Source organism: Hoskinsella mucinilytica, assembly GCF_045223415.1.
In the GTDB taxonomy this organism is placed as follows: domain Bacteria; phylum Bacillota_I; class Bacilli_A; order Erysipelotrichales; family Erysipelotrichaceae; genus Hoskinsella; species Hoskinsella mucinilytica.
This window is the reverse complement of record NZ_JBEQZJ010000020.1, coordinates 55,931-73,561: the sequence shown is the minus strand read 5'-3', so window position 1 is coordinate 73,561 and position 17,631 is coordinate 55,931. Positions and strand designations below refer to the sequence as shown.

The 17,631-nt window shown below is 35.7% G+C and carries 16 protein-coding genes; 4 read left to right on the top strand and 12 right to left on the bottom strand.

The genetic code is table 11. The features are described from left to right. Positions 1-230: 230 nt before the first annotated feature. Positions 231-1,784: an ABC-F family ATP-binding cassette domain-containing protein gene (locus tag UGRO018_RS08910; RefSeq protein WP_416326135.1), complete on the bottom strand. Its 1,554-nt coding sequence runs from the start codon at positions 1,782-1,784 to the stop codon at positions 231-233. A gap of 159 nt (positions 1,785-1,943) precedes the next feature. Here UGRO018_RS08910 and UGRO018_RS08905 point away from each other — a divergent pair, with 159 nt between their 5' ends. Together UGRO018_RS08905 and UGRO018_RS08900 are read left to right on the top strand one after the other, a co-directional pair. Further along, on the top strand, positions 1,944-3,719 hold the full coding sequence (locus UGRO018_RS08905) for a DUF885 domain-containing protein (protein WP_416326134.1): 1,776 nt from the start codon (positions 1,944-1,946) through the stop codon (positions 3,717-3,719). A gap of 166 nt (positions 3,720-3,885) precedes the next feature. After that, positions 3,886-6,249 carry an HAD-IC family P-type ATPase gene (locus tag UGRO018_RS08900; RefSeq protein ID WP_416326133.1) on the top strand — a complete coding sequence of 788 codons (2,364 nt, stop codon included), beginning with the start codon at positions 3,886-3,888 and terminating at the stop codon, positions 6,247-6,249. 35 nt (positions 6,250-6,284) lie between these two features. Here the strand turns inward: UGRO018_RS08900 and UGRO018_RS08895 are convergent, their stop codons facing one another. The 3 genes from UGRO018_RS08895 to UGRO018_RS08885 are packed head-to-tail and all read right to left on the bottom strand — an operon-like array spanning position 6,285 to position 9,569. After that, a complete protein-coding gene (locus UGRO018_RS08895) occupies positions 6,285-7,493 on the bottom strand; it encodes an ABC transporter permease (protein WP_416326132.1) in 1,209 nt (402 codons plus the stop codon). Next, a complete protein-coding gene (locus UGRO018_RS08890) occupies positions 7,493-8,626 on the bottom strand; it encodes an ABC transporter permease (protein ID WP_416326131.1) in 1,134 nt (377 codons plus the stop codon). The genes UGRO018_RS08895 and UGRO018_RS08890 overlap by 1 nt, the downstream gene beginning before the upstream one ends. Positions 8,627-8,636: 10 nt before the next feature. After that, a complete protein-coding gene (locus tag UGRO018_RS08885) occupies positions 8,637-9,569 on the bottom strand; it encodes an ABC transporter ATP-binding protein (RefSeq protein ID WP_416326130.1) in 933 nt (310 codons plus the stop codon). A 157-nt stretch (positions 9,570-9,726) separates the two neighbouring features. On the opposite strand from UGRO018_RS08885, the gene UGRO018_RS08880 reads away from it, so the two are divergent. Continuing rightward, positions 9,727-10,785, top strand: a complete 1,059-nt coding sequence (locus tag UGRO018_RS08880; RefSeq protein ID WP_416326129.1) for a sensor histidine kinase — start codon at positions 9,727-9,729, stop codon at positions 10,783-10,785. Next, on the top strand, positions 10,782-11,396 hold the full coding sequence (locus UGRO018_RS08875) for a response regulator transcription factor (RefSeq protein WP_416326128.1): 615 nt from the start codon (positions 10,782-10,784) through the stop codon (positions 11,394-11,396). The genes UGRO018_RS08880 and UGRO018_RS08875 overlap by 4 nt, the downstream gene beginning before the upstream one ends. A gap of 291 nt (positions 11,397-11,687) precedes the next feature. On the opposite strand, the gene rbfA is transcribed toward UGRO018_RS08875, so the two are convergent. The 8 genes from rbfA to UGRO018_RS08835 form a co-directional block, all read right to left on the bottom strand. Then, the gene (gene rbfA / locus UGRO018_RS08870; RefSeq protein WP_416326127.1) at positions 11,688-12,026 is read right to left on the bottom strand and encodes a 30S ribosome-binding factor RbfA; all 339 of its coding nucleotides are present in this window, start codon (positions 12,024-12,026) and stop codon (positions 11,688-11,690) included. A gap of 14 nt (positions 12,027-12,040) precedes the next feature. Continuing rightward, positions 12,041-13,900, bottom strand: coding sequence for a translation initiation factor IF-2 (gene infB / locus UGRO018_RS08865; protein WP_416326126.1), 1,860 nt, complete (start codon positions 13,898-13,900; stop codon positions 12,041-12,043). Positions 13,901-13,908: 8 nt separating this feature from the next. Beyond that, positions 13,909-14,196: a L7Ae/L30e/S12e/Gadd45 family ribosomal protein gene (locus tag UGRO018_RS08860; RefSeq protein ID WP_416326125.1), complete on the bottom strand. Its 288-nt coding sequence runs from the start codon at positions 14,194-14,196 to the stop codon at positions 13,909-13,911. Further along, positions 14,189-14,449: an RNase P modulator RnpM gene (gene rnpM / locus UGRO018_RS08855; protein ID WP_416326124.1), complete on the bottom strand. Its 261-nt coding sequence runs from the start codon at positions 14,447-14,449 to the stop codon at positions 14,189-14,191. The genes UGRO018_RS08860 and rnpM overlap by 8 nt, the downstream gene beginning before the upstream one ends. Before the next feature lie 17 nt (positions 14,450-14,466). Further along, complete coding sequence (gene nusA / locus UGRO018_RS08850; RefSeq protein ID WP_416326123.1) at positions 14,467-16,134, bottom strand: transcription termination factor NusA; 1,668 nt, start codon at positions 16,132-16,134, stop codon at positions 14,467-14,469. A 15-nt stretch (positions 16,135-16,149) separates the two neighbouring features. Continuing rightward, positions 16,150-16,617 carry a ribosome maturation factor RimP gene (locus UGRO018_RS08845; protein ID WP_416326122.1) on the bottom strand — a complete coding sequence of 156 codons (468 nt, stop codon included), beginning with the start codon at positions 16,615-16,617 and terminating at the stop codon, positions 16,150-16,152. A gap of 198 nt (positions 16,618-16,815) precedes the next feature. Then, a complete protein-coding gene (gene rpmF, locus UGRO018_RS08840; RefSeq protein ID WP_416326121.1) occupies positions 16,816-16,986 on the bottom strand; it encodes a 50S ribosomal protein L32 in 171 nt (56 codons plus the stop codon). A 15-nt stretch (positions 16,987-17,001) separates the two neighbouring features. After that, the gene (locus UGRO018_RS08835) at positions 17,002-17,520 is read right to left on the bottom strand and encodes a YceD family protein (protein ID WP_463667555.1); all 519 of its coding nucleotides are present in this window, start codon (positions 17,518-17,520) and stop codon (positions 17,002-17,004) included. Positions 17,521-17,631 lie beyond the last annotated feature (111 nt).

Here is a 17,631-nt window from a genome sequence, read left to right as displayed (position 1 = left end):
GCATACCATTGTAAATAAATACACATAAATAAAAAAGCATCACAAACATATAACAGTTACTATTTTAATGTCTATCTCTTCTTTTTGCAAGACTTTAATAGACTTTTTTATTATAAAATGGGAAACGCCTTCTGTAACAGTGAAAATGAACCGCTTTCAGATACTATATTTATAAAAGAAAAAGTCTATCCCTACTATATGAAGTATTGATAGACTTTTTGATAGCTTTCTTATAATAGCTTTGTTGTATAATCCTCCAAATTAATGACCTCATCTACAATATCCATATAGAAATCAGGATCATGAGAAACCAAAACGACAGTCCCGTGATAGGCTTTTAATGCACGCTGTAATTCATCTTTTGCGTCTACATCAAGATGGTTGGTAGGCTCATCTAGTACTAAAACATTACAAGGACGATTCATGATCAAAGCAAGTCTTACCTTTGCCTGTTCCCCACCGCTTAATACACACATACCGGATTCAATATGATCAGTTGTCAAACCACATTTTGCTAGAGCTGCTCTTACCTCTCCATTGGTCAATCCAGGAAAATGATCCCAAAAATGTTGTAAAGCCGTTTTGGTATTACCATGTTCCTCTTGTTCAAAAAAACCGACTTCCACGAATGGATCAACTTCTACTTCTCCGGATATAGATGGAATCATACCAAGCAATGTTTTCAATAAGGTTGTTTTACCCAATCCATTTACTCCCTTGATCGCAATCTTTTTGTTTCGTTCCAATTCCATATGAAATGGTGTGGTCAAAGGATCCTCATATCCGATTACCAGATCCTTTACTTCAAAGATCACACGACCTGGTGTTCTTGCTTCTTGGAATTCAAATACCGGTTTGATCTTATTTTTCGGTTTGGATATCAAATCCATTTTATCCAATTTCTTTTGACGAGAATGAGCCATATTACGTGTCGCAACACGTGCCTTATTTCTTGCGATAAAATCTTCTAAATCTTCAATTTCCTTTTGCTGTTTATGATAAGCAGCTTCCATTTGACGTTTTTTCATTGCATATTGTTCTTCAAAATAAGCATAATCTCCGGCATAACGTGTTAACACACAATTCTCAACATGATAAATGACATTTGTTACATTGTTTAAGAAAGGAATATCATGAGATACTAAGATGAATGCATTCTCATAGCTGCTTAAGAAATTAGTTAGCCATAAAATATGCTCTTCATCCAAATAGTTGGTTGGTTCATCCAAAATCAAAATCATCGGATTTTCTAATAATAGCTTGCTTAATAATACCTTAGAACGTTGTCCACCGGAAAGTTGTGTAACATCCTTATCCAAACCGATATCTAAAAGACCAAGTCCCTTGGCTACTTCACTGATCTTTGCATCAATCATATAAAACCCATTGTGATCTAGAATATCTTGGATTTCCCCAACCTCTTTCATCAAATGTTCCATTTCCATTTCATCACAATTTCCCATCTTCTCATACATCTCGATCATTTCTTTTTCTAAGTCAAATAGATGATGAAAAGCATCTTGTAAAACCTCTTTGATCGTTTTGCCTTTCTCTAATGAAGTATGCTGATCCAGGTATCCTGTTGTAATACGATTACACCATTCAACCTTACCCTCCTCTGGTACCAATTTTCCTGTAATGATATTTAAGAATGTGGATTTTCCTTCCCCATTTGCACCAATCAAACCAACATGTTCGCCATTCAACAAACGAAAAGATACGTTCTCTAAAATTTGTCTTCCACCAAAGCTATGAGATACGTTTTGTACATTTAATATACTCATGATCATTCCTCCAAAATCTGCTAATAAAGTATAACATATCCATTGCGTTTCCTCAATTCAAAAAAATGGAGGGATTTCAATAAATAACAGCCTATTTCTAAACTTATTGTATTTGCGAACCTAATTATATATAATAGAAGTATATGAAGGGAGAACATTATGAAAAATAGAAAACAATTCCGTATTATTGCCCTAAGCATCTTATTGATTGCGACCTTAGGTGGTTGTACGAAAAAAGATGCAGGAGAGGAACAACAAAAGTTTGATGAATTTATCAATCGTCAATTTGTAGAAACAATGGAAAGTGACTACATGAGTACCCATGTGTTTTTAGAACATCCGGAAAATTTTGGTGTCGATGTCTCTAAAATCAAGGTAAATTTGGGGGAACGAATTGATACGGATCATCAAGAAGCATTAAAGAAAGAAGCTGAAGCAGTATGGGATGAGTTTAAAGACTTTGATCGTAGTCTTTTGACAGATGAGCAAAAAGACACTTATGATATTTATGAGTACCAAAATAAAATTAGTCATGAACTTTCTGACGATAAATTTGATTATTATCAACAATTATTTGAAAGTATGACTGGGATTCATTACCAACTTCCTACCCTTATGTCGGATTGGACGTTGAGAAATGAGCAGGATGTAAAAGACTTGATCACACTGGTCAAAGATGTGAAACCTTATATGGAAGGAGCTATTTCTTATACAAAGACACAGGCTGAAAAAGGGTTGTTAATGATAGATATCGACAGTGTGAAAAGTTATTGTGATGGTATCATAGAAAAAGGAGAAAACAGTGCTGTTTTGACCTCAATGAAAGAAAGCATTGATGATTTGGGATTAGATGAGCAAAGTGCTAACACCTATAAAGAACAGTTAACACAAGCTTTTGTGGAATCTTTCCTGCCTGCTTATCAAGATATCAGTGATCTTATGAAGGAATTATCAAAAGGTACCAATAATGAAGAAGGTCTTGCGAAATTCAAACATGGAAAAGAATATTTTGAATTACTTTTCCAACAGAATATTGGTTCTGAAAAAAGCATTAGTGAAGTTAAGAAGATGCTACAAGATGATATGAATGAGCGTATCGCAAACATGCAGAAATTGATGGCTTCAAATCCCGATATATTAAAAGCAATATTAAAAAATGATATGCCGGTCACAAACTATACCAGTTACACTGATATTCTAGATGATATCAGTAAGAAAATTAAGGATGACTTCCCTGAAGTAGATAACTTAAAGTACAATATTAAGAACGTAAATGAAGAAATTGCATCTGATAGTGGTATTGCGGCTTATTTCAATATCCCTTCGATTGATGGAAATGGTGTAAAACAGCTACGTGTGAATCCAAGACTCGGAGATATCAATACGATTTCAACTTATCAAACTGTTTCTCATGAAGGATTTCCTGGACATATGTATCAATATGGATATATGTATGAACATCAGACTTCCCCTTATCGTAAAACACTTGCTTCCAGCAATGCTTATACAGAAGGGTTTGCTGTATATGCTCAATATTTCGCTTCTCAATATCTAACTGATATTGATCAGAATTTACTAAGGTTCATAAAAGAAAATGAATTAGTAACTTATGATATCGTTATCCTTGCGGATATTGGTATCCATTATGAGGGATGGTCCTTTGATAAATATAAATCTTTCCTTCAAGAAAATGGAATTGCAATGGATGATGAAAACACGCAAATGGAATATAAGCAGCAACAAGCCAATCCAGCCTGCTTTGAACCATATTATGTTGGTTTCCATGAACTTGATAAATTAAAAACAAAAGCTATGGAAGCTCTAGGAGAAAAGTTTGATGACAAAGCATTCCATGAAGCGATATTGACTAGTGGAAATGCACCTTTCAGCGTTGTTGAAAGAAATGTTACAACTTATATTGATGCGAATAAATAAAGAATAACAACGAGATGATATTTTACCATTCTTTTGGTAATTCATCTCTTTTTTTTATTATCATGAATCATAAAAACTTTATAGATTCTTAAGAAAAAATAACAAAAGCGTAAGGTATTATATAGATATTATTGGTATAATATAGGTAAAGACATGGGGTGATCATATGAAGTACGATACAACGGATACTGAAGTAGATATAGAGAATGGTCTGAGCGATGAGCAGGTGAAGCAACGCATAGAACGTGGACAATATAACCAGCAAGTCGATCAGATCAGTAAAAGCTATCAAGAGATCATCAAGGACAATATCTTCACGTTATTCAATCTAATCAATGCAATACTTGCAGGCTTCATTATATTTATTGGTTCGTGGAGAAATCTCTTATTTATGGGAGTCATTTTATCTAATATCATAATTGGTATCTTACAGGAAATTCGAGCAAAACGAGTGTTGGATAAATTATCTTTGATTACACAGTCTACTGTAAAAGCAAGACGAAATGGACAGTGGACAGAAATTCATATAGAAGATGTTGTATTGGATGATATTTTATCCCTTACTACGAGCAATCAAATCATTGCGGATGCCATGGTTTTAAAAGGACGAATTGAAGTAAATGAATCTTTAGTTACCGGTGAAAGTGATATCATTGTCAAACTGCCCGGAGATGAGTTATATTCTGGAAGCTTCGTGGTTAGTGGAAACGCAGTGTGTCAAGTTTTGCATGTTGGAAATGATAACTACGCACAAACCATCATGAAAGATGCGAAGATATTCAAAAAGCATAAATCTCAGTTACGAGATTCCATCAATTATATCATTAAGATCATTGGCTTTGTGATCATCCCTATGGGGCTTGCTTTATTCTTTAAGCAGTATTTTGTCAGTGGCTATTCTTTTGAAGAGGCCATTGTAGCGATGGTTGCAGCATTGGTCGGCATGATTCCTGAAGGGTTGGTATTACTTACCAGTGTAGCGCTTGCTGTAGGTACTATCAATTTAGCAAGAAAAAAGACATTGGTACAAGAATTGTATTGTATCGAAACGTTGGCAAGAGTCGATACCTTGTGCCTTGATAAGACAGGTACGATAACAGAAGGAAACATGCAGGTAGAAGATATTCTGGTTTTACAAAAGGAAGCTGGTGACATAAAAGCACTGTTGGCTGACTTCCATGCTGCCTTACAAGATGAAAATGCTACCGCAATGGCGATTCGTTCTTATGTAGGTGAGGCACAAAATAAAGTAAAAGCAAAAAAGCTCCTTCCCTTCTCAAGTGCTAGAAAATGTAGTGCAGTTACCTTTGAAGACAATCAAACTTATATTTTAGGTGCTTATGAATTTGTATGTAGTGAACCAGATCCTACCATTATGAAAGAAATACAGAAACAAGCAAATTTAGGAAATCGTGTACTAGTCTTTATGAAGAGTGATAGTGCCATTGAGTTTGATGACATTGATACACACGGTACGCCTCTTGCTTTGATCTTATTGAGTGATCCTATTAGAAAAGAAGCTCCTCAGACCTTGGATTATTTTTTATCACAAGGTGTAGATGTGAAAATCATCAGTGGAGATGATCCTTGTACGGTTCATGCCATTGCTCAGAAAGCACATTTAAAAGATCATGATAAATACATCGATGCCAGTACCTTACAAGATAAAGATATTCCTGAAGCAGTAAAGAAGTATACCATCTTTGGTCGTGTATCCCCTATGCAAAAGAAACTGATGATTGCGGCATTGAAACAACAAGGACATATTACAGCAATGATCGGAGACGGAGTAAATGACGTAATGGCTTTAAAAGAAGCTGATTGTAGTATATCCGTAGCCCAAGGCAGTGAAGCCGCAAAAAATATCGCCAACCTAGTTCTACTAGATAATAACTTTTCACATATGCCTCATATCGTAGATGAAGGTCGTCGTGTTATCAACAATATACAACGTGCAGCATCTTTATTTCTAGTGAAAACAACCTTCTCTACCATGCTTGCTTTTCTAACTCTGTTCTTAATTCGTAGATATCCATTTGAGCCGATCCAATTAACTTTGATATCCTCATTAACCATAGGGATTCCTTCTTTCTTCTTAGCACTGGAACCAAATCATGCAAGAGTTGAAGGAAACTTCTTATTGAACGTTTTCAGTAAAGCTTTTCCAGGAGCTTTGTGTGTGGTATTAAGTGTTGTATTTGTACATTTCTTAGGCAATGTCTTCCCTATCAATGACGCACAAATGACAACGATGACCGTGTTATTAACAGGAACCAGTTCTATGATCGTCTTATATCGAGTCTGTATTCCTTTCACAAGATTACGTTTTATCGTCTTTGTAGTGATGTTATCCTTATTTGTTGCGGCAATCGTATTACTACCAAATTTATTTGTATTGGTACGTTTAAATTTCTATCAAGCTATCTGTACGTTTGGCGCAATGGCCGCAATTCCTATCGTCATGGATTTCTTCTTCCGTTTCGGTAATAAACTAAAACTAAAGGAGCGTTTGGAAAAGGTTGGAAAATAACATGAAAAGCTGGCAATGAACCAGCTTTTTTCATATTATTCAGATTGCTCTTGTACAGTTAGAAAAGAGTCTTGTGATTTTCGATTTTTCATGATCAATAAAGCGATACATACAAAGGTCATTAGAAATAGTGCTTCAATACCGATATATGAGAAGATTTCCTTATATTCATTCATCGTTAGGTCATGAATGCTTGCTATGGTATCATTCACCTTCACATACCAGAACGTTGGTAGAAAACTTGAAATCTTTAAGATGCTGGATGATATCATACTTTGCGGTACAAAGGCACCTCCTAGAAAAGCACCACCTAGGGAAACAACATTCACAATGCCATTCAATGCTTCACTTGCATGTCGTTTATTTGAAAGTAAGCAGCTGAACATGAATCCCAGGGATACACATAGCATCGTAAATACAAAGGAGTTCAATAGATACAATAAGCCTTCTATACTTAGCATTTCACTTCCCGGTAAAAAGAAGATCACAATGGTAAAGATCAACCACAACACCAAGCCAAACATAATATTAGATATCAATAAAAATAAATTACGTTTACTGCTACTGATCGGTGCCATTAGATTGCGTTTTTCTATATTAGATTTAAAAATCGTCGTCATTGTCATTCCTACAGTTAACAAAATCAAGGCCATCAAAATATAAGATAGATAATTATAAAAGGAAGCTTTTAATTTTTGTGAAATACCTACTTCCTCATTGATATCCATTGTGATATGCAAAGAAGAGCTAACCTTTTTCATTGTTTGAGCATGTAGTTGCTTCACAGATAAAGTTGAATCAGCGTTCTGATAAACTTTAAAGGTTGATAAATAGGATTTGATTTTCATTTCTAACATACTTGCATTTTGTTCATCAGGTCTAGAGGTACACTTGATATTGGTATCCGCTCCATCTAAAAGATCAGACTCAAAGCCTTTTGGTATTTCAATGATATTAGAAACATATCCATAAAACAAAGCATCTTCCCTATCCTTTTGGCCTTCTCCTACCTCTTGGATCTTTGCGACACCTGATATATACTCGCTTAATGCCTTACTTGCATCACTTTGATCATGATCTACCAAAACAATGTCAGGTTTTACATCTTGAAAACTGGTTATCTGATTGCTATCGCCAAGTAAAGCGGCATAAGCAATGAATACACCAATAAAGATAGTAGAATAAATGATCAAGGAAGTACGGTTCGCTTTTACCAATTTCCAATATAATTTTATATAATTCATTATCTCGCCTCCAAACTATGATATCGTTTTTTTCTAATCAATAGAAAGGATATCCCATAACAAACTATGATAATAACGACCATAGAATATAGATTGAAATAAAAGCGCTCATCAATGCCATAGTAATATAAACAATATAGGCCATCTGTAATCATTGCGACAGGATTGATATAGTTTAGGATCGGCATATAAAGCTGGACAAAGTATTTGATTTGTACCATCATCATACCGGCTAGAAAACTCCCTGTCATCGTAATCGCTGTTAATATCCCATTCTTGAATACAATGCTTTTTGTTGTTGCACAACCCAATAAGGTTCCTACTGCATTTCCTACAAGACTTCCAAGCAATAAGGTTGATAAGATAGCCAAAGGATGTTCACCAAAGGCAATATCTAATACAAGATCCATATAGCCATAAATAAGAAGAAGGAATACAAATTCAAACATCATACATAACATAAAGTCACATAATAAATATTTTGCTTTATGCACTGGTGTCATTGCTAAACGTGCAGCTCTACTACTTTGATTTGCCTGAATGTCATACATGGATACCATGGACCATTGACCGCCAAACATACATACCATTGCAAGCACGGTATAAAAGAACACTGCACTTAAATCATTACTTTCTTTTTCATTTTCTTCAATGAAATTTTGCGTGTTCGTAAACAGCGTATGAATTTCATCTAAGGAATGTCCGCTTTTTAAAAGTTCTTTTACCATATTGCTTTGTTGCTCATATTCTGAGAAAAAAGTAGATATCACTGTCGTATTTAAATCACTTTCTCGCACATGTAATGCTATAGAAGTTTGATCTTGAATGATTCCATCCACCTTTTTATCCTTTAACAAAGACATCGCCTCTTGATCAGAAACGACCATGACATCAAACAAAGGAGTTTCTCCGCTTTTCGCATTTTTCAATGTTTCTTGAAGTACGGTATCCTCTTGATAGTACGCTTCATCTATCACCGCAATAGGAATCGTCTGAAACTCGTCAGGATCATAAGCACCTTTTAATACACCGGCGAATAAAGTCGTTAAGATAAAAGGAAATGCCAATGTCCAAAACAATAGTGATTTATTTTGTAGCTTACATTTGAAACGATATTTAAATAAGGATAACATAACCTCACCCCTAATCTCTTAACTGTTTTCCGGTAATTTCAAGGAAAACATCGTTTAATGTCGGAAGTTGTGTATACACTTTACCAAAAGTAATATCATGTTGAGCAAAATAGTCCAATAAGTTGATTAAATTATGTTTACCCTCCATAAACTTCACGGTTAAATGATTCGAATGATACTGTACAGTGAATACATTTGCTATTTCCTTGATTTGAACAATTTGCTTTTCAGATAATGTAATTTGTTCGATATCTACACGTTCCTTTAACATAATACTAGCTTTTAATTGTTCTTTGCTACCTTGTGCAATTACTTTACCTTTATCCATAATAATGATGCGACTACAAATTTCTTCTACCTCTTCCATATAATGTGAGGTATATACAATGGTTGCACCTTGTTCATTTAGTTTTCGTATACCTTCCAGTATGGAGTTTCTACTTTGTGGATCTACTGCAACCGTAGGCTCATCCATAAAGATTAGTTTCGGTTGATGAGCAATACCACAGGCGATATTCAATCTACGTAATAAACCACCACTCAACTTTCCGGGACGAAATTTTCGATATTCTTGAAGAGATACAAATGCAATCGCTTCCTCTACCAAACGTTTTCTCGTTGCTTTATCTTTCACATATAAACTACAAAAATAATCAATATTCTCATATACGGTTAACTCAAAGAACACAGCTACCTCTTGAGGTATGATACCGATCATTTGTTTACTTTCCAATGCATCAGGATTCATTTCTTTTCCAAATAACTGAATGGTTCCTTTATCATATTCCAACAATGACAACATACAATTGATAGCAGTTGTCTTTCCACTACCGTTAGGCCCCAATAAACCTAAAATTTCCCCTTCCTTTACTTCCATATTAAAATGATCTAATGCGATTACATCTTTATAACGTTTCACAAGCTGATTTACCTGAATCATCATGTTAATCTCCTCACTTTCTGATGATAGTATACGATATTTTCAAATGCCAAACTAGTGAACACTTTCACTATGAATATGACAAATGTCATAAAATAACACTGTTGATTGTGATAATTACAAAAACATGATAAAATGAGCCCAAAGAAGGAGGCTTTCCATGAGTGAAATCATTAATTTAATCATTCTTTTATTCTTTGGCTTTACCTTTATTTATATGGAGGGCATCCAACTATTTACCATTTTACCCTTGTTGTTTGTCATCATTGCATGTTCGATCGGACTTTTATATCCAAAACAAAAGAAATTGATGTTTGGTTATGTGCTTGGTAGTATGTTCTTTCCTGAATGGTTATATTTTGTGCCTTGTGTGTATTATGTTTGGATTTCAGATAAAAAATGGCACATAGAGTATATCATCTTCTTACTTCCCTATCTTTTGATGCTTACCAAAGTCCCTAATATCTTTTTATTGGCATGTACGATGATTTTAGCTTGGATACTTCGCTTGCGCTATCTTGACAATGAATCACTCAAACATAGCTATCAACGTCAACGTGATGCAAGCAAAGAGCTGGCACTATTAATGGAAGAGAAAAACAATACACTTCTTATCGCTCAGGAACAAGATTTACATATCGCCATATTAAACGAACGAAATAGGATTGCAAGGGAAATTCATGATCATGTTGGTCATTTACTTAGTAGCTCTTTATTACAAATCGGAGCTCTACAAGCAATCAACCAACAAGAAGCAATGAAAGAACCTTTATCTAATTTAAGAGAAACCATTTCTCAAGGAATGGATAATGTCAGAAATAGTGTACATGATCTTCATGATGATGCTCTAGATTTAAAAATTGTACTTGAAAAGTTATGTGATGAGTTTACCTTTTGCAAGATCATACTGGAATATGATATATTACGACCATTAGAAAACAGTGTTTACTATCATGTGCTCGCAATCATCAAAGAAGCATTAAATAATACTCTAAAACACAGCAATGCCAGTTACGTATCCCTGATTTTAAGAGAGCAACCCGCATTTTATCAATTGATCGTTCATGATAATGGCACCAACGTTCATATAAACAAAGAGGGCATCGGACTTCACAATATGAAAGAGCGAGTGGAACAAATGCATGGATTCTTTAATTTACATACAGTGGATGGGTTTGAAATATTTATTACAATACCAAAGGAGGATCATGAAATATGAGAGTTATGATCGTAGATGATGATAAATTAGTATGTAGCTCATTAAAAACGATTTTGGAGACAAAAGGTGTTACGATCGTTGCAGTGGGATATGATGGTAATCAAGCCATTGAACTTTATCACACTCATTTGCCGGATGTCTTATTGATGGATATTCGTATGGAAAACAAAAACGGTGTAGAAGCCAGCGAACAAATCTTAAAACAACATCCTGATGCGAAAATTTTATTTTTAACAACCTTTAGTGACGATGAATATATTGTGAAAGCATTGAGTCTAGGTGTAAAAGGTTATATTTTAAAACAAAACTTTGACAGTATCATTCCGGCATTAGAAGCAGTTTATCAAGGCCAAAATGTCTTTAATACAGAAATTATCAGTAAGCTTCCCTCTTTATTAAAACAGAAACATACGGAGGAGGATTTTGATTTAACGAAGCGTGAAATTGCATTTATTGAACTTGTCGCAAAGGGTCTAAATAACAAAGAAATAGCCAGTATTCTTTTTCTCAGTGAAGGTACCGTACGGAATTATTTAAGCAGTCTATTAAATAAATTAGATCTAAGAGATCGTACTCAACTTGCTATCTTTTATTATCAACATATCAAATAGAAAATATTTATTCATTATTGTAGATGAAGTGAATACCACAAAAATCAATCTTGGAATTATTAAAACAGAAACAAAGTTATGAAACAGCGAAAGCATAATTTAAATGGTTACAAAAACAAAATCGTACATACTTAGCGAGGATGCCAAATTCAGATAGAATCCTATAATTAACCAACAGAAAAAGTAAAGTGAACCATCATTAGAGGTGGTTCACTTTACTTTTCTTCTTTATAAAACATCTTTGGAGTAAGTAGAAAATCGGTTTTTATCTTGGATTTTCGACTCTACTCGTTATTTATTGATTTCGTGTATGATTCTTTCAATCTTATTTCCTTTTTCTAAAGAATCATCTATTTTGAACTGAAGCTCTGGCACCTTACGTAATGTCATTCGCTTCGCAAGGGCAGAACGTATGAATCCCTTGCTACGATCTAAGGCTTTCATACCTGCTTCTTCTCTTGCTTTTTGACCTAAGAAAGATACATATACTTTTGCAATCGATAAATCATTAGTAACAGTTACATCTGTAATCGTGATAAAACCGATTTTAGGATCTTTCAGTTCAAATTGTATGATTTCACTGACTTCCTTTTGGATAATTCCAGCAATTTTTTCTGCTTTTACTGTCATATTCTCACCTAACTTTAGTCTGGATCAACTTGCTGATCTTCATACGCTTCAATGATATCATCTACCTTAATATCATTGAAATTTTCAATCGTAAGACCACATTCAAATCCGCTGTTTACCTCTTTGACATCATTTTGGAAACGTTTCAAAGAGCCTAGTTTACCTGTATAGATAACAACGCCCTCACGAATCAAACGAACGCCACATTCCTTCTTCAAGGAACCATCGGTAACCATACAACCGGCAATCGTACCGACTTTTGAAACCTTATAGATCTGACGTACTTCAGCTTGTCCGATAACAACCTCTTCATAAACAGGTGCCAACATACCTTTCATCGCATTTTCCATTTCTTCCAATGCTTTATAGATAATGTTGTGTAGACGAATTTCAATGCCTTCCTCTTCTGCTTTTTTACGAACATTGGCATTTGGACGAACGTTAAAGCCATAGATGACAGCATTAGAAGCACTTGCCAACATGATATCAGATTCTGTAATTGCACCGGCAGTAGAACGTATAACGTTAACTTTCACACCAGCTACATCAATCTTTTCCATACTAGCACGTACAGCCTCAGCACTACCCTGAACGTCTGCCTTTATGATGACATTGACTTCTTGGATATCACCTTGTTCGATTTGACGGCTTAAATCCTCTAAAGACATCGCACTAGAAGAATTACGTTCTTGGTCAATTCGTTTTGTTAGTCTAGTTTCTGCAATCTGACGAGCTTTCTTTTCAGAATCAAATGCTTTGAAGATATCTCCTGCAATAGGTACATCATTTAAACCGATAATTTCTACTGGTGTAGATGGTGTAGCCGTTTTGATTTCACGTCCACGATCATCCGTCATCTTACGCACACGACCAAACGCTGTACCTACAACGATAGCATCTCCGGTATGCAAAGTACCACTTTGTACCAACAAGGTAGAAACAGGACCTCTACCCTTATCTAATTTTGCTTCAATCACTGTACCAGTAGCAAGCTTGTTAGGATTTGCACGGAAGTTATACACTTCAGATACAACCAAAATGGTTTCCAAAAGCTCATTTACTCCTGTACCGAATTTTGCACTGATTTCAGCATAGATGGTATCTCCACCCCATTCTTCAGGCATCAATCCCAATTCACTCATCTCTGAAATAATACGATCTTTATTTGCAGAAGGTTTGTCAATTTTGTTCACAGCTACGATAACCGGAACACCGGCAGCCTTCGCATGATCGACAGCTTCTTTCGTCTGAGGCATAACACCGTCATCTGCCGCAACTACGATGATAACCAAATCGGTTACCTGTGCTCCACGTGCACGCATTGCAGTAAAGGCTTCATGCCCCGGAGTATCTAAGAAGGTAACCTTCTTACCTTTGACATTAACCTGATAAGCACCGATATGTTGCGTAATGCCACCAAATTCACCTTCTGTTACATGTGTTTTACGAATGGTATCCAATAACGTTGTTTTCCCATGGTCAACATGTCCCATGATAGTAACAACAGCAGGACGATCTACCAGTTGTGATTCATCCTCTTCTTCGTTATTGATCATTTCTTCAAAATCACTTTCTTCGATGATGATTTCTTTATGACACTCTACATTCCATTCCATACATACCAATTCGATCGTTTCGTCATCCAAAGTAGAGTTGATGGTAACCATGGTCCCCATCATGAACAATAATTTGATGATTTCACTTGCATTGCGATTTAGCTTTTCTGCTAATTCTCCAACACTCAATGGTCCATTGTATGTGATTTCTTTAACCTCTACACGCTCTTTTCTCGGTGCGAAGTTATTGTTATTTCTACCTCTGTTGTTATTGTTTCTTCTGTTGTTTCCGTTTCCTTTTTTCTGTTGTCTTGCCATAATATCACCTAGCCTTTCAAGCAAGTATATAGCTGCTGTGCCAATCCTTTGTCCATAATGCCGACCGCCTTGCGACTCCCCATTACTATCGATAGTTCTTGTGCATCCATAAACACATAAGAAACTTTGTAATAGGCACATTTATCCAACAGCTTTTTCTTTGTGTTTTCCCCGATATCTTCAGCCAAAATCACCAATTTAATTTCATTATGGGAAAACTTTTTAAATAACGTCTCCCCACTGCAGACTTTTTTAGCCCTATAAGCAATACCCAAATAACCTTTGGCATCACTCATGTTGAAACATTCCTTTCAACGTTTCATAAATTTCATCAGGGATCTCACATTCCAGTGATCTTGCAAGAGATTTCTTCTTTTTCGCAAGCTCCACTGCTTCTACACTTCTTTTTAAATATGCTCCACGTCCGTTTCGCTTTCCTGTTTCATCGATTTCAACGATGCCCTCAGGTGTACGAACGATGCGAATCAATTCTTTTTTAGGGAGACTTTCAAGGGTTGCTACGCACTTACGCATAGGAATCTTTTTCATATACAAGCTCCTCTCTGTTATTTATCGTAATATTCATCGAATTCATCAAAATCAATATCATCATGAATCCAATCGTTTTCTTCTTCTTCAATCTGTTCACGTTCGATTTCTTCTAACTCTTCTTCAGAATAGATTGGTTTCATACCATAATCTTTCTTATTTAAATCAAACGTTGCTTTACGACGAGGTTCTTCTTTTTCTTCATGTTTCTTGTATCTTGGCTTTCCTGTCGTTGCCGGTTCTTGTTTTGCTTTCGCATCTGCAAGTTCCTCAAATTTAGATTTGTATTCCTGCTTTTCTTTTACATTCAGCCCTTCTAAGCGTTGTTTCTCTTTGGCGATACGAGCCGCTTTCTCTAAGTCACTCTCTTCAACCTTCACTTCTTCAACCACTTCTTCAGGTGCTTCTGCTTCTTCTTCCACTTCTACAGGTTCTTGTGTAGCAACGATGACTTCTTCTTCAACGATTTCCTCTTCAGGTTCGGTTTCTATGAACTGTACACCGGCATCTTCAATTGCCACCGCTTCTACTTCTTGCTCTTCTTCAAATTTTTCTTGTTGTGCTGCTGCTTTTTCCTCAGCCTGACGTGCAAGGAATTCTTCACGCTGTTTGATAGCGATATTCTTCCAATCGATACCCATTGCATCTACATCGCTTTCAGCTTTGATATCAATTTTGCTACCGGTAAGTTTAACCGCTAAACGAGCATTCTTTCCACGTTTTCCAATTGCGAGTGACAATTGGTTATCTGGAACGACAACCAGAAGTCCGCCTTTTTTCTCTTCACTTGGAATGACCGCAAGCACCTCAGCAGGTGATAATGCATTTTTGATCAATTCGCTAACATCTTCGCTCCATTCAAAGATATCAATTTTTTCACCATGTAATTCATCGATGATGACTTGTACACGCTGTCCTCTTGGTCCGATACAAGCTCCGATTGGATCGATATTTTCGTTATGAGAATATACCGCCATTTTCGTACGCTCACCGGCTTCACGTGCAATTGCCTTGATTTCGATGATACCCTGGAATATTTCAGGAACCTCTTTTTCAAATAAACGTTTTACCAACGTAGCATCACCACGAGAAACAAGAACTTGAGCACCCTTTGTTTCTTTATTTACTTCTATAATGACAACACGAATCATTTGTCCTTCTTTATAACGTTCATTTGGAATCTGCTGATTTTTAGGCATCAACGCTAATGTTTTACCTATATTAACAACACAGAACTTTTCTTCCACAGATTCAATGGTACCCATGACCATTTCATCTACTTTATCGCAATATTCTTCATATACAACTAATTTTTCAGCTTCACGAATTTTTTGTTTCATGACATTCTTTGCCAAAATGACAGCTGCTCTTCCAAGATTAGCGATGCTGACTTCATTTTCAACCAAATCACCTAATTCAAAAGCTTGATTGACCTTTTTAGCATCCTCTAAGGAAATTTCTAATTCATCATCTTCAACGGTTTCCACAACTGTTCTTTGTTGAAACACTTTGATATCACCATTTTTTTCATTGATATCAACACGTACCAAGGCATCAGGAATCTCAATATGCTTACGGTATGCTTTCGATAAAGCTTCCTGTAATGCTTCTACTACGATTTCCTTAGATAACTTGCGATCACTTTCGATTGCCTGCATAGCAGCCATAAAATCTTTTAACTTCATCTTTTACTTTCCTTTCTAAATTTTCACAGATAAACGAATCAGTGCCAGATTGTCTAATTCAATAGACACCTTCTTTTTTACAGCCTTATCCATATATTCTATCAGTACGGCATGGTCTTCCATTGCCTTAAGATACCCCTTGACCTCGTCAAGTCCCGCTTTTGGATTTTTCAATTTGATATAAACGAATTCTCCGATTGCTTTTTGTATCTGTACCTCATCCTTTAATTCACGTTCCGCACCTGGTGAACATACTTCCAGGAAGTATTCACTTGTGATCAGGTCTGCTTCGTCCAGACATGTGGAAATCTTCTCAGACATATCTGCACAGGTGTCAATATCCATACTTCCATCATTTCTCATGATTGAAATCTGCAGAATACGGTTTTTTCCTTCAGAATGCCACAGCACTTCATACAGCTGTATCTCTTCCTTTTCCAGTATCGGCATCACCAGTTCTTTGATTCTTTGTATCTGGTCCATCATGTTACCTCCTTTACAAACATAATGAAGGAGTGGGCTTTAACCCACTCCGTTTGAAGTATCTGTAGATAATATACCACGTTTATGAAAATACTTCAACGTTTTTTCATCAATTTCCTGCTTCATTTCTATCAGGTTTTGTTTTTTTATCATATTTTCCAAAATACATGAAAAAAACCGGCTTACCCGGTCTTCTCACTATTTTTCTACAATTGTTTTACCGTTGTACTCACCACATGCACACATTTTGTGTGATTGTTTGTACTCACCGCACACTGGACATTTTACCAATGTAGGTGCAGCTAATTTATAGTGAGTTCTACGTTTTGCTTTTCTAGTTTTTGAATTTCTTCTCTGTTGTACAGCCATGTTAGCACCTCCTACTTAATCTTCCAATTTGAATTCTTTCAACTTTGCTAAACGAGGATCTATTTCATCGCTTTTCGCTTTTTCATAGTCTTCCTCTTTGACAACTTCCCAACCGTCACCTTTAGGATACTGTTTCAATCCCTTTTTGACAACCTTTAAAGGAACCTCCATCAGTATCAATTGAAAGATCACCGGTAATAACTCTACGACATCACCTTTAACTTCATGTACATCTTCATCATCTGATTTTTCAAAAGAGAACACTTCTAAAGATTTTGTATGGAAATCATATTCTACATCCTCAAGGGTAATAGAACACGGTACTATCATCACTCCACTGATATCTAGATCTGCAAACACCCGATCACTTTCTGTATCGTAATGAATATTTCCTGATACCGTAACATCTTGTAATCCTCTGATTTGATGCATCTTAGCGAATACTTCAGGTTCAAACGAAATTGTATCTTCAATATTGATGACACCATCTTTCGCCTGTAATAATTCCGCCTTGCTCCATCTCAAAAGAATCACCTCGTTGTCTGACCTATCCTATTATAAGGAAAATCTGGCATAAAGTCAACTCATTTCGCATATACATAGGCTAGCTTATATATTAAACCATAAAAAGAGCCCAAAGAAAAG

What these genes read in the sequence shown, in the direction of transcription:
- UGRO018_RS08910 (WP_416326135.1), bottom strand. Translation starts at nt 1,784, where the DNA reads ATGAGTATATTAAATGTACAAAACGTATCTCATAGCTTTGGTGGAAGA.
- UGRO018_RS08905 (WP_416326134.1), top strand. Translation starts at nt 1,944, where the DNA reads ATGAAAAATAGAAAACAATTCCGTATTATTGCCCTAAGCATCTTATTG.
- UGRO018_RS08900 (WP_416326133.1), top strand. Translation starts at nt 3,886, where the DNA reads ATGAAGTACGATACAACGGATACTGAAGTAGATATAGAGAATGGTCTG.
- UGRO018_RS08895 (WP_416326132.1), bottom strand. Translation starts at nt 7,493, where the DNA reads ATGAATTATATAAAATTATATTGGAAATTGGTAAAAGCGAACCGTACT.
- UGRO018_RS08890 (WP_416326131.1), bottom strand. Translation starts at nt 8,626, where the DNA reads ATGTTATCCTTATTTAAATATCGTTTCAAATGTAAGCTACAAAATAAA.
- UGRO018_RS08885 (WP_416326130.1), bottom strand. Translation starts at nt 9,569, where the DNA reads ATGATGATTCAGGTAAATCAGCTTGTGAAACGTTATAAAGATGTAATC.
- UGRO018_RS08880 (WP_416326129.1), top strand. Translation starts at nt 9,727, where the DNA reads ATGAGTGAAATCATTAATTTAATCATTCTTTTATTCTTTGGCTTTACC.
- UGRO018_RS08875 (WP_416326128.1), top strand. Translation starts at nt 10,782, where the DNA reads ATGAGAGTTATGATCGTAGATGATGATAAATTAGTATGTAGCTCATTA.
- rbfA (WP_416326127.1), bottom strand. Translation starts at nt 12,026, where the DNA reads ATGACAGTAAAAGCAGAAAAAATTGCTGGAATTATCCAAAAGGAAGTC.
- infB (WP_416326126.1), bottom strand. Translation starts at nt 13,900, where the DNA reads ATGGCAAGACAACAGAAAAAAGGAAACGGAAACAACAGAAGAAACAAT.
- UGRO018_RS08860 (WP_416326125.1), bottom strand. Translation starts at nt 14,196, where the DNA reads ATGAGTGATGCCAAAGGTTATTTGGGTATTGCTTATAGGGCTAAAAAA.
- rnpM (WP_416326124.1), bottom strand. Translation starts at nt 14,449, where the DNA reads ATGAAAAAGATTCCTATGCGTAAGTGCGTAGCAACCCTTGAAAGTCTC.
- nusA (WP_416326123.1), bottom strand. Translation starts at nt 16,134, where the DNA reads ATGAAGTTAAAAGATTTTATGGCTGCTATGCAGGCAATCGAAAGTGAT.
- UGRO018_RS08845 (WP_416326122.1), bottom strand. Translation starts at nt 16,617, where the DNA reads ATGGACCAGATACAAAGAATCAAAGAACTGGTGATGCCGATACTGGAA.
- rpmF (WP_416326121.1), bottom strand. Translation starts at nt 16,986, where the DNA reads ATGGCTGTACAACAGAGAAGAAATTCAAAAACTAGAAAAGCAAAACGT.